The following is a 12,078-nucleotide window of genomic DNA, read 5'->3' as shown; positions in this document are numbered from 1 at the left end:
ATTGGATTCGTCAGACTTAAGTGAACCGCCTAGTGCGGAACCGCATGCTAGGTGGTGTGAGAGGTCGGGGGTTAATCACCCCCTCCTACTCGATTAGCACAAAAGCGGATGGAGAACCATATTGAACGGAATATTAGCAAATTTGATTAATGAGCAAACGGGTAACGATGGGGTGAGTAGATGAATGAAGGGTTCATTGTTTGCAGATGTGAGGAAGTAACGGTCAAACAATTGGAGGATGCCTATCTCTCAGGAGCGATCACATCTCGTCAACTGAAGATGAAAACGAGGGCTACGATGGGAGCTTGTCAGGGAAGGGTATGTCGTCAGCTGGTCAATCTATGGCTAAGTAAGAAAGATTATCGTGCTGACAAAGGAGTCGAACCATTATCTTATCGAACTCCGATCAGGCTCGTTACTTTCGGGGAATTGGCAGGTGAGGAATAAGTGAAGAAATCTCTTCGCATCAGTCATCACCCTCTTTTGGGCGAGATGGATAAGAAAGTGATCTCATTTACTTATAATGGTGAGAAGTTACAGGGACTCGAGGGTGAACCGATTGCGGTAGCGTTGCTGGCGAGTCACATTCGGGTGTTACGTAGACACGAGGAATCAGGATCTGCTCGAGGGCTTTATTGTGGGATTGGTCACTGTATGGAGTGTCGCGTTCAGGTGCAAGGAAAAGGGCAAGTACGGGCATGCCTCACTCCCTTGCAAGAAGGAATGGAGATTCAAGAAGGAAGCAGACTTCCCAATGCGATTACGGGGAGGGTGGATTCATGAGTGAGATACAGCAAACCGACCTGCTGATTGTAGGTGCAGGTCCGGCAGGACTATCAGCTGCGGCTACGATTTCGGCGGATCATGATTTTAGGGTGATGGTCATCGATGAATTCCCTGAACCAGGTGGACGCTTGTTAGGGCAGTTTCATGAAGAGAGAGACCATTCGTGGTGGATTGGGAAAACAGTCGCCGCAGATCTCATCGCACAAAACACCCTAGCAGGGGTTACGATTCAGTGCGGAGTTTCGGTGTATGGACTGGAGTTACTTCCAGATGGGTGGAAGGTTCTTACTTCGAATGGAGACATTCATACGAAATACTTACTACTAGCAACGGGTGCGGCTGAGGTTCCTGTTCCCGTCTCGGGATGGACTCTCCCAGGGGTGATGTCGATTGGGGCGGCCCAAGTGATGGCAAATGTCCATCAAGTAAAGCCGGGCGAGAAGGGTTTTATTGTAGGTGTAAATGTGTTGTCCCTCGCCATTGCTAGAGAGTTAGTAGTAGCAGGGATTGAGCTTGAGGGGATTGCCTTACCATCCAGTGATTTATTTGCGACAGAGGAGACTACTCCAGTTGCCGCGGTTGAACTTTTAACAAGGCTATCGGATGCGGCACCTGCTCCGTGGATGCGCTGGGGTGGAAAGCTGGCCCAGAAAATGAAGTTGAGTCGATTGATTGCCTCTTGTTTTCCGAAAAGAGGGGTTAAAGTGTGGGATCTTCCTCTGCAATTGCGAACCGCACTCGTTTCCATCCAAGGAGTAGATCAAGTAGAGTCGGTGATCGTGGCCGATGTGACGAGTAGTGGAGAGATGATAGAAGGAAGCCAGAGGGAGATAGAGGTTGATTTCGTTGCTATAGCAGGAGGTTTATATCCGTTAGCTGAGTTGGCGGCGTTGGCAGGTTGTCCCTTCCTCTATGTTTCAGAATTAGGCGGGAATATCCCTATTCATAATGAACGAATGAAAACGACCTTGCCTAACCTCTATGTAGCAGGAAATATAACAGGGGTAGAAGGCGCACAAGTCGCAATGGCGCAAGGACGTTTAGTGGCACACTCGATTTCGTATGATGCGGGATGGTTTGCGTGTGAAGAAGAGCAAAAGTTGCTGGATGCAATCGATGAGGTAAAAGAGGTCCGGCGGTCGGCGATGATTCAATTTCATCCAGAGATTGATGAGGCTAGAAAGCGGATTTACGAGCTATTTGATCATTGGACGTAGGTTTGAGAAGGGGGTGAGACTTGGATGACAACAGAGAGTGCAGATGTCGTGATTATTGGTGGTGGCATTATCGGGATGGCAACCGCTTACTATCTAGCGAAACTGGGTTCTGATGTAGTGGTCGTGGAAAAGGGAGAGATTGCGGGGGGGACTTCTTCGAAGTGTGACGGCAATATTTTGGCGATTGATAAGGAGCCGGGTTTTGATAGCCAGATGTCGCTAGAGTCACAAAAATTGGTTACTCAATTAGTGGCTGAGTTAGATGAGGAGTTTGAATATCGGGCACCGGGCAGTATTTTGGTTTGTGAGTCAGATGAAGAGATGGAAGCGGCGCAAACGTGGGTAAATCGGCAAAAAGAGGCAGGATTACCCTTTCGAATGCTAGATCGAGGTGAGATTCGAAGTGAATGGAAGCACATGGCAGGCGATATCCACGGTGGATTAGAGTGTGCGACTGATTCCACTGTAAACCCTGTGCTATTCACGTATTCATTAGCTGTTACAGCGCAGCGTTTAGGTGCTAGATTGAAAACGCATACATGGGTGACCGGGATTCGTTTAGATGAATCCGGAGCCGTGGCCGGAGTGGAGACATCAAATGGATTGATTCGAACCAAGCATGTGGTGAATGCCGCGGGTGTGTGGTCCAAGCCTATTGCCCAGATGGTGGGGATTGAGATTCCGGTGGAGCCGCGAAAAGGGCATATTTTAGTTTCTTCTCGGACAGAGAGTATTGGGACGAGAAAAGTGATGGAATTTAGTTATTTGATGAGCAAGTTTGGCAAGGAGAGAAAAGTAGATAGGTTAACAGAACAATATGGGGTTGCATTGGTATTTGAACCGACTGCCTCTCAAAATTTCCTGATCGGAAGTAGTCGTGAGTTTGTGGGATTTGATATGAAAATAAATGTAGAAGTGATTCGCTGTATTGCAAGACGGGCGATTCGATTTTTTCCTGTGATGAAAGATATCCCTGTATTACGGAGCTACTGTGGGCTTCGTCCTTGGACCCCTGACCATTTGCCGATTGTGTCCCCAGTGGAAGAGGTGCCTGGGTTTTATATCGCGGCTGGCCATGAAGGAGATGGGATTAGTCTGGCTGCGATTACTGGAAAAGTGATGAGTGAATGTATTATGGGTCAAGAGACCACGATTTCAATAGAACCGCTACACTATAAACGATTTCAAAAGGAAGATGGAAAAAAATGAGGATTTCAAAACTAATTTCGACCATTGATACACATACGGGTGGCAATCCAACTCGTACCGTTACGAGCGGTGCACCTAAGTTAATTGGGAAAACGATGACAGAGAAAATGGTTTATATGAAAGAGCATCACGATGATTTTCGTCGTCTTCTCATGTATGAACCACGTGGGCATGGTGTGATGTCCGGATGTATCTTGACGGAGCCTTGTGATCCTACAGCGGATATTGGCGTGGTATTTATTGAGACAGGTGGCTATCTCCCAATGTGTGGGCATGATACGATTGGTTTATGTACGGCATTAGTGGAAGCAGGAATTTTTCCAGCTGATCAAACAATCTTGCGTTTGGATACACCCGCCGGCTTAGTAGAAGCAAAGCTTTTAATAGAAGAGGGAAAAGTGAAGCGGGTTACGTTTACGAATATCCCTTCCTTCTTATACAAACGAGAGGTACGCGTGACAGTGACCGGTTTGGGCGAAGTAACATGTGATATTGCGTATGGTGGTAACTTTTATGCATTAGTGGATGCACAGCAAGTCGGATTGGAGCTTACGACTGAACATGCAGCTGACATCGTCCAGAAGGCGATTCGAATTCGAGAGGCTATCAACGAGCAGATCGAGGTCGTTCATCCTGAGATTCCTGAGATTCGGGGGCTTACGCATGTGGAGTTTTATGCTGATCCGATATCTTCAGAAGCAGATTGCCGGAATACGGTTGTAATACCGCCGGGTGGAATAGATCGTTCACCGTGTGGAACGGGAACTTCTGCGAAGGTAGCAACGCTATTTGCCAGAGGGGAGTTGGCACTTCATCAAGAGTTTGTGCATGAAAGCATCGTGGGCTCACTCTTTTATGCGGAGGTGCTGGATGAAACCACAGTAGGCGATTTTTCTGCAGTGATTCCGCAAATTTCTGGATCTGCATGGGTTACGGGTTTCCATCAGTTTGTGATTGATCCGAGTGATCCGCTATTGGATGGATTTTTAATTCTTTAATGATGAGAGGATAGGAAGGGAGGTGATGCATTTCTAGATACTCGTAAGAAGTAAGCTTTGTTCATCATGTTCACATACTAAATACAGGGGGAAAGTGAAATGAAACGATTTTACGGCATCTATGTGGCGATTGTAACCCCGTTTACAGATTCGATGAAGGTGGACTACGATCGATTGCGCGACCATGTTGACTGGTTAATTCAAAATGGTGTTCATGGACTTGTACCAGTTGGATCAGTAGGAGAGTATGCTGCTTTGGATGATGAAGAGAGAGCCAAGGTAGTGGAAACGGTTGTCGAGGCAGCTGCGGGCCGTGTTCCTGTAGTAGTGGGGACAGGTGCTCCGTCTACGCAAAAAGCGGTTGGCTGGGCAGAACATGCGAAGAGGATAGGCGCAAGCGGAATTATGGCTTTGCCGCCGATTAACTACAATCCAACTCGATCGGAAGTGATTTCTTTTTATCAATCTCTGTCGGACGTGGGTCTACCGATCATTGCTTATAACAACCCATTTGATACCAAAGTCGATTTAACCCCTGATTTATTAGCAGAGCTTTGTAAGCTCGAACATGTAGTTGCGGTGAAAGAATTCTCCGGAGATATTCGCCGGATTCATGAGATATATGAAAAGACCGATTTGGAAGTTTTGGCTGGAGCGGATGATTTGGCTTTAGAAGGCTTGTTAGCAGGTGCTACGGGTTGGATCGCTGGCTTTACCAATTCGCATCCGAAAGAAAGTGTTGAGTTATTTAACTTCGCAATTAACGGAAAAGTCGCGGAAGCCACGCAATTGTATCGTCGATTGCTACCTCTTTTCCGATATGACTCTACTCCGCGTTTGGTGCAATCGATTAAGTATGCGTTGGAGTTGGTAGGGAGACCAGTGGGTAAGGCTCGTGCTCCGCGCCTGGATTTAACGAATGAGGAGAAGGAAAGCATTGAAAAGGCAAATCAATGTATATGAATGTTAGTTGAGTGGTGAGTTGTTGTTGATTAATCAGAATCGAATGTCCCGGGGCATGTATCTGGCCACAGCTCAATAGTGAGCCTGCGAGGATGTGGAAAAGCAAGTCCGCTTCGTCCTTCTTCGCTTCGGGCAAGTGGCAAAACTCGCGAAGAACACGCTCAAACATTGCCACAAAACGCCCTAGCTGCGAAGGACTGTGCTAAGTAGGCTCTACTCAATCGCAGTGGCCAGATACATTGCCCCTTTTCCATTTCTGTTTTCTGATTAAGGAACAAGCTTGGGGTTTGTGGAAGAAGACTTGAGACGAGTAATATCTTTTTAGTAGGAATGCTTCTTAGCTTCTTTATTCTTGTGAAAATGATGCTACGGTTTACAGGAGGAGATATGGTGGAGAGTCGAAATTGGATTGGTGGGGAATGGATTGAGCCGGTGGGGGAGAAGGTGATTATTAAAAGTCCTTCGCATACGGAGATGGAAGTAGGGACGATCACTCTTTCTGATGGTTCGCATGTGTTACAAGCGGGAGAAGCGGCGAGGAGAGCTGCGAAAGGCTGGGCGAAGTTAACGGGTTCTGCTAGGGGAGAGTTTCTCTATAAGATGGCAGATCTGTTGCAGAGTCATGCGGAGGAAGTCGCTCAATTAGCTAGCCAAGAGATGGGGAAGCCGATCACTGAGATGAAGATGGAAGTGATGCGGGGTGTGCATTTACTCAGGTACTACGCGGCAGAAGGGGTGAGGACTCATGGGCAGCTGATTCCGTCCACGCAGACGGATGCGATTCAGTATTCAAAACGGGTTCCGCTTGGAGTAGTCGGAATTATTACACCGTGGAATTTCCCTGTAGCAATTCCGATTTGGAAGATTGCTCCTGCGTTAATCTGCGGGAATACGGTGGTCTGGAAACCCGCGGAATATGCTTCTTTAACAGCTGTTCGCTTAACCGAAATATTGGCCCAAGCTGGATTGCCTGAAGGTGTTTTCAATCTAGTGATTGGTAAGGGTAGTGTAATTGGGAATCAGATGATTGAGAAGATGGATGTAGATGCGATCAGCTTTACAGGCTCTTCTATGGTAGGTAGTCATATCGCGGCCACTTGCGCGAAGCGACATATTAAGTATCAGACGGAGATGGGTGGGAAAAATGCCGCTATCGTTTTAAATGATGCAGATATCGAAAAAACGATTCCGATGATTTTAAGCGGTGCTTTTCGTTCCGCAGGCCAAAAGTGTACGGCAACCAGTCGCGTGATTGTGGAAAAAGGGATTATGAATGCATTTATCGATGCGCTCCGGAAAGGAGTTTCGAGTGTGAAGTTAAGTGATGCCCTTGATCCAAGTGCGTATCTAGGACCGGTTGCATCAAAAGAACAGTATCAAACGGTTAATACGTATGTTGAGTTGGCGCGCCGGGAAGCAGAGGTTGTGGTAGAAGGGGCGAATACGCTCCAAAAACCAGGCTATTATATCCCACCTCTCGTTGTAAAAGGAGTAGGAAACGATCATAAGCTGGTGCAAGAGGAAATCTTTGGCCCCGTTGTAACTCTCCTGCCCGCTCATGACTTTGAGGAAGCGATGCAATTATGTAATCAAACAGTCTACGGATTAAGTGCGTCTATTTTTACAAAAGATGTAAATCACGCGTTCCGATTTCTAGACGAAGCAGAAGTAGGAATGGTTCGTGTGAACCAAGAAACGGCCGGTGTCGAATACCAATCACCATTTGGCGGTATGAAACTCTCTAGCTCTCACACACGTGAACAAGGAGTAGCTGCTCTCGATTTCTATACACAATGGAAAACGTGTGCGATAAGCTATTCCGTTTAGATGAATGATGCAAATCCAGCTTAGAAAGTGAAGCTGGATTTTTTTATAAAATAATCGAACGTCTAAAAAATAGTAAGAAGAAGGATATATTATAGCTTTAATCGAAATAATTAAAGTAAACAAATATGTTTGTGTGAAAAATTTCCTATTGCACAATTACTCCCAATACTGTATAGTTGCTTTATCACATAAAAGCAAACAAGTGATAAAGTGAATATGCGGCATCGACAAGATTCAGTAGCAACTTACATGAGCAGTGTCAGAGACTAGGTGGAAGGTGCAAACCTAGGCAATGTTAGATGTGAATTACCCTTGTCAAGAGGATGCCATAAAGAGTGGGTTGTAGCTTACATGCTATAACCAATTAGGGTGGTACCGCGGAGCTTTTCGTCCCTATAGGATGGAGGCTTTTTATTTTGCTTAAAAGGAGAGAGATTTATGTCGAGGAAAACAATACCGTCCCATCTACAAGCCTATGTTTCAAAGCAGGATTATGATCTATATACGCCTATTAATCAGGCTGTATGGCGTTATGTGATGAGACAAAACTATCATTTTTTCCGTGATCTTGCTCATGAATCTTATCAGGGTGGCTTGGAGAAGTCGGGTATTTCCCTCGATCGAATCCCTCATGTAGATGAGATGAGTCGATGCTTGGAGCCATTTGGACTCGCGGCAGTGACAATCGATGGATTGATCCCTGGAACGGCGTTCTTTGACTTCCAAGGTCATGGATTTCTACCCATTGCTACAGAAATCCGGACTCTGAAGCATATCGGTTATACACCTGCCCCTGATATGCTTCATGAGGCTGGAGGGCATGGTCCCATCTTAAGCGAACCGAAATTTGCGGAGTATGTAAGGCTGTTTGGACAGATTGGAGCAAAGGCGATCTCTTCACGAGAAGAGCATGAGTTGTTTTTAGCAACTCGTAAGCTAACTCAGATCATGGAAGATCCAGCCTCCACTCCAGAGATGATTGCTGAAGTAGAGAAGGTCCACGCTGAGAAGATGAAGGCTGCTACAGGGCGGTCGGAGGCGACTGAGATTTCCAGATTGTACTGGTGGACGGTTGAATACGGTTTAGTTGGTACACTAGATGATCCGAAAATCTATGGAGCTGGATTGCTTTCTTCGATCAGTGAAGGACAGCGATGTCTATCGTCCGATGTGGAGAAAATCCCTTTTGATGTGGATGTATGTATGGATACTGACTTTGATGTGACTAAGCCGCAACCACACTTGTTTGTTTGTCGAGACTTCGATCAATTAATTGAAGAGATCAAGCTCTATGGTGAACGAATGGCGTATCGTGTTGGTGGGACAGAAAGTTTGGAAAAAGCACTGCGTTCTGGACAAGTAACCACTTCTGTATATAGTTCGGGCTTACAAGTAAGTGGAGTTGTGACGGAGCTTCTCCATGATGAGCAAGGAGAAGCGATTTACCTCCGGACAGAAGGCGGAACACAGCTCTCGTTTGAGGATGAAGAGTTACCCAACCAAGGATGTGCGGTTCATCATCACGGATTTTCAGCTCCAATAGGTAGAGTAGAGGGTTTAGAGAAGCAGTTAGAAGAGATGAGCTTAGTAGAGTGTGAAGAGGAAGGAATTCAGGTAGGTAGTCAGTTGAGCTTAAGGTTTGTGAGCGGAGTTGAGGTAGAGGGAACGATCATGGATATGACGTTCCAGAGAGATCGTTTGATCTTACTCTCTTTGAAAGATTGTAAGGTTACATGGGGCGATCGAGTATTGTTTCAGCCTGAGTGGGGAACGTTTGATATGCCAGTTGGAGAGAGAATCCAGTCGGTTTACGCAGGACCTGCTGATCATGATCGTTTTGCTTTTGCAGAGCAGGATGTCTGGACCGTTCATAAACCTGAGGTGGTTTGGACTGATCTAGATGATCTCTATCAGGATGTTCGTGATTTACGAGAAGAGCAGAGAAGAACGTGGGAGGCTACAAGTATTTTGGCCCGCCTGCGTCAAGTTGATCCAGATGATTGGCTATTACGAGTAGAGATCTTAGAATTAGCAATTGCCCTTGAAGACAAGAGCTTAGAGAGCCGAGTGAGAGCAGAGTTGAGTGAGATCTCAGAAAGACAAATCGAGAACCGATCCCTAATCGATAATGGGATCCGGCTAGCAGAACAAGAGCCTCATACTATTCTCGTCAAACAGACGACATAGGGAGAAAAATGTATGAGAAAACCCAGCTGACCATATGATCGTGTGGTTAGCTGGGTTTTCTCGTTCCTCTTTTTGACCGGATCGGAATCAGATGGGGTCTCCCGGCGTGATGGGCTTCGATTAATTCTTGTAGAGTGATCGGAAGGTGGGCCCATTCTTGAAGGGTATCCTGAATTTCTTGCACGGTTCCGGATAGGCGGATGCCGTTCGCATATATTTTCTTCTCCATATCTTATCATCCTTAATGAAAGTCTTTCTAACGGGATACGCTAAAAACGAAGGAAATATACCCTTTTTGAAATATATTTTTGTGTATAATAGAGGGATATAAAAAGCCGAAAGGTTGCGATTGCATGAGGAATTTAGAGGAAAAAACGATTTCGACACAATCTATTTTTCAAGGTAGAGTCATTTCTCTCCAAGTAGATCAAGTTGAATTGCCAAATGGAAATACGTCAAATAGAGAAATTGTGAAGCATCCTGGAGCAGTAGCCGTAGTGGCGATTACGCCAGAAGATCGAATTATTTTAGTACGTCAATTTCGCAAGCCACTCGAAAAGACGATTTATGAAATCCCTGCGGGTAAGAGAGAGGCTGGAGAAGACCCACAAGTTTGTGCAGAGCGTGAACTAGAGGAAGAGACAGGCTATCGCGCAGGAAAATGGAATCACCTTGTCTCATTCTACACATCCCCAGGATTTGCGGATGAATATCTTCATCTCTATCAAGCGGATGAGCTGGGCAAAGGACAAGTAAATCTAGATGAAGATGAGTTTGTGGAGCTGGTAGAGTGGACACTTCCAGAATGTGTTCAAGCTATCTCTCGTGGAGATATTTGTGATGCGAAGACAGTCGCGGCGATCTTATTTTGGCAGAATCAACTACATCAATCATGACTGCTTTAACAAACATATTTGCGGATTTGCACATTCATATTGGTCGAACGCAAACGAATCGACCTGTGAAAATAACAGCTGCTCAAAACTTAACTTTTCGCAATATCCTCCAAGAAGCTTCTGATCGGAAAGGCCTTCAATGCATTGGGATCATTGATGCGCAGTCGCCATCCGTTTTAGGAGTCGCCGATCGAATTGCCCAGCTTGCAGATCAACCGACGAAGCATCTAAATCATAGGCCGCCTTATATTCATCAAATTCCTTTGGAGTTTCTACCGGGTGTAGGGAAGAAAACCATTGATCGTCTGCTCTCTGTGTTTGGAACGGAGATGAATATCTTGCATAGTGCTAAGCTGAAAGATTTACAAAGCATTGTAGGGGATCGAATCGCTCATTATATCGATTTATCAAGGAAGGGAATGGTAGATTTAGTCGAAGGTGGAGGGGGATCTTATGGGAAAATCAAGCAATAATTCCATACATGGATTTGGAGAAATTATTTCGATTCTCCAAATTCATTTAACTTTCCTCTAGTAATAATGATATAATACAATTATTCTGTTAAATAACGATTTTTTAACTTGGAATAGGAGAGGTGATGTGGATGAATCACACAGAAGGACACAATCCTCTCACAGCAACTCGATATACGCTTTACTCTTGGATTTTGTTTTTACTACCGTTAACCTTTGGTGTATTGTTAGCGTCGATCTATGATTGGTCCGACTTTTGGGTATCGGTGGTAATTGGATTGGGTTGCTGTGTACTTGTAAATAATATCATTGTAGTTATGTATCAACTTTATACGAGACGAATAAGCATTTTGATGATTTTGATTCAGGTGTATGTTGCTTGTTTTTTTGGAATCATGTTTTTAGCAAAAGCATATGTGGATGTTCGATTGGAGTTTGTCCTTATAGCCATTTTTGCGATTAATGCCCTGTTAGGTGTGATGTATCGTAAAAACTTGTTTCTATGTGGCTGGTGTGCCAAAGTGATCTTGCTCTTTACGATTAGTTTCCCTTTGGTTTTTGCACAGATTGCCTATACATATGGATGGTCTCCTACGATGGATGCACCCGGTCTGATGAGCTCGATCGCGGCGGCATTCACTTACTATACTGGGGGCTTGCTACATAACTATTATTATCCATCATAACAAACAGAATATTAGTCCGGTTTCCATAAGAAGCGCAAATGAGAATTATTCCATTTGCGCTTCTTCTATTGGTTGATCATGGTTCCGATTGAATCTAGTAAATTGATCATATCTCTCTCATTCCTCTCATAGAATTGTTTTAAGAGAGTGAGGGGGACGGATCAATGGGAAGAAAACATTACTGGAGTCAAGCGATTCAAGCGCATGTACAGAGTCAAAAATCGCTCTATATTTTTGTAGTCGTCTTGTTTTTGACAGGTGTTGTGTTTGGAGCGGTTATCGTGAACATGTTGACTGCCACACAACGTACGGGACTATCTAGTTATCTGGGACACTTCTTTAAGGAACTAGGGAGAGGTAGTATTGCCGACTCTGAAATTGCCTTACAACATTCGATCGGAGAGCATTTGAAAACGATTGGTCTGATGTGGTTATTAGGCTTATCTGTGATCGGAATTCCGATTTTATGCCTGTTTTTGTTCTTTAAAGGAATGGTGATTGGATTTACAGTGGGCTTTCTCGTTCAACAGTTTTCATGGACTGGATTATGGTTTGCCTTTGTTTCTATCGTTCCTACGAATCTGTTTGTGATACCTGCTATGATGATCGTCTCTGTGGCGGGAGTTTATTTCTCCGTAGACCTAGTAAAAAATCATATTATTGCGCATCGCGGCTCGCTTTACCCCAAATTTGTTTCGTATTGTGGAGTTGTGGTGATGATGGCTTGCCTCATGATGCTTTCTTCTCTGGTGGAGGCATACCTTTCGCCGATGATCATGAGAGGGTCGCTACCCGAAATTGCTTTTATGTTGCCACATTTCCCTTCAGTTTAAAGT

General features: G+C 45.0%; 13 protein-coding genes. 12 read left to right on the top strand and 1 reads right to left on the bottom strand.

Features of this window, described 5'->3' with window-relative positions:
- Positions 1-180: 180 nt before the first annotated feature.
- The 8 genes from EDD57_RS03120 (at position 181) to EDD57_RS03085 (ending at position 9,187) form a co-directional block, all read left to right on the top strand.
- Positions 181-447, top strand: coding sequence for a (2Fe-2S)-binding protein (locus EDD57_RS03120; protein WP_131848023.1), 267 nt, complete (start codon positions 181-183; stop codon positions 445-447).
- The gene (locus EDD57_RS03115; protein ID WP_424205250.1) at positions 448-783 is read left to right on the top strand and encodes a (2Fe-2S)-binding protein; all 336 of its coding nucleotides are present in this window, start codon (positions 448-450) and stop codon (positions 781-783) included. It abuts the gene before it with no gap.
- On the top strand, positions 780-2,003 hold the full coding sequence (locus EDD57_RS03110) for an NAD(P)/FAD-dependent oxidoreductase (protein ID WP_131848022.1): 1,224 nt from the start codon (positions 780-782) through the stop codon (positions 2,001-2,003). The genes EDD57_RS03115 and EDD57_RS03110 overlap by 4 nt, the downstream gene beginning before the upstream one ends.
- A gap of 24 nt (positions 2,004-2,027) precedes the next feature.
- Complete coding sequence (locus EDD57_RS03105; protein WP_131848021.1) at positions 2,028-3,212, top strand: NAD(P)/FAD-dependent oxidoreductase; 1,185 nt, start codon at positions 2,028-2,030, stop codon at positions 3,210-3,212.
- On the top strand, positions 3,209-4,210 hold the full coding sequence (locus tag EDD57_RS03100; RefSeq protein WP_131848020.1) for a proline racemase family protein: 1,002 nt from the start codon (positions 3,209-3,211) through the stop codon (positions 4,208-4,210). The genes EDD57_RS03105 and EDD57_RS03100 overlap by 4 nt, the downstream gene beginning before the upstream one ends.
- 99 nt (positions 4,211-4,309) lie before the next feature.
- Positions 4,310-5,173, top strand: coding sequence for a dihydrodipicolinate synthase family protein (locus tag EDD57_RS03095; RefSeq protein WP_131848019.1), 864 nt, complete (start codon positions 4,310-4,312; stop codon positions 5,171-5,173).
- A gap of 390 nt (positions 5,174-5,563) precedes the next feature.
- Positions 5,564-7,000, top strand: coding sequence for an aldehyde dehydrogenase family protein (locus tag EDD57_RS03090; RefSeq protein WP_131848018.1), 1,437 nt, complete (start codon positions 5,564-5,566; stop codon positions 6,998-7,000).
- A 438-nt stretch (positions 7,001-7,438) separates the two neighbouring features.
- Positions 7,439-9,187: an aromatic amino acid hydroxylase gene (locus tag EDD57_RS03085; RefSeq protein WP_131848017.1), complete on the top strand. Its 1,749-nt coding sequence runs from the start codon at positions 7,439-7,441 to the stop codon at positions 9,185-9,187.
- Between the two features lie 46 nt (positions 9,188-9,233).
- On the opposite strand, the gene EDD57_RS03080 is transcribed toward EDD57_RS03085, so the two are convergent.
- On the bottom strand, positions 9,234-9,416 hold the full coding sequence (locus EDD57_RS03080) for a hypothetical protein (protein ID WP_131848016.1): 183 nt from the start codon (positions 9,414-9,416) through the stop codon (positions 9,234-9,236).
- Positions 9,417-9,540: 124 nt separating this feature from the next.
- On the opposite strand from EDD57_RS03080, the gene EDD57_RS03075 reads away from it, so the two are divergent.
- The 4 genes from EDD57_RS03075 to spoIIM all read left to right on the top strand — a co-directional run bounded on the left by EDD57_RS03075 (position 9,541) and on the right by spoIIM (position 12,075).
- On the top strand, positions 9,541-10,083 hold the full coding sequence (locus EDD57_RS03075; protein ID WP_131848015.1) for an NUDIX domain-containing protein: 543 nt from the start codon (positions 9,541-9,543) through the stop codon (positions 10,081-10,083).
- Positions 10,056-10,556: a hypothetical protein gene (locus tag EDD57_RS03070; protein WP_131848014.1), complete on the top strand. Its 501-nt coding sequence runs from the start codon at positions 10,056-10,058 to the stop codon at positions 10,554-10,556. The genes EDD57_RS03075 and EDD57_RS03070 overlap by 28 nt, the downstream gene beginning before the upstream one ends.
- A gap of 131 nt (positions 10,557-10,687) precedes the next feature.
- Positions 10,688-11,242, top strand: a complete 555-nt coding sequence (locus tag EDD57_RS03065) for a hypothetical protein (RefSeq protein WP_131848013.1) — start codon at positions 10,688-10,690, stop codon at positions 11,240-11,242.
- Positions 11,243-11,406: 164 nt separating this feature from the next.
- Positions 11,407-12,075, top strand: a complete 669-nt coding sequence (gene spoIIM / locus EDD57_RS03060) for a stage II sporulation protein M (protein ID WP_131848012.1) — start codon at positions 11,407-11,409, stop codon at positions 12,073-12,075.
- Positions 12,076-12,078 lie beyond the last annotated feature (3 nt).

This window comes from Baia soyae, from assembly GCF_004341445.1.
In the GTDB taxonomy this organism is placed as follows: domain Bacteria; phylum Bacillota; class Bacilli; order Thermoactinomycetales; family Thermoactinomycetaceae; genus Baia; species Baia soyae.
The sequence above is the reverse complement of the archived record's forward strand: the minus strand, read 5'-3'. Positions and strand labels throughout refer to the sequence as shown.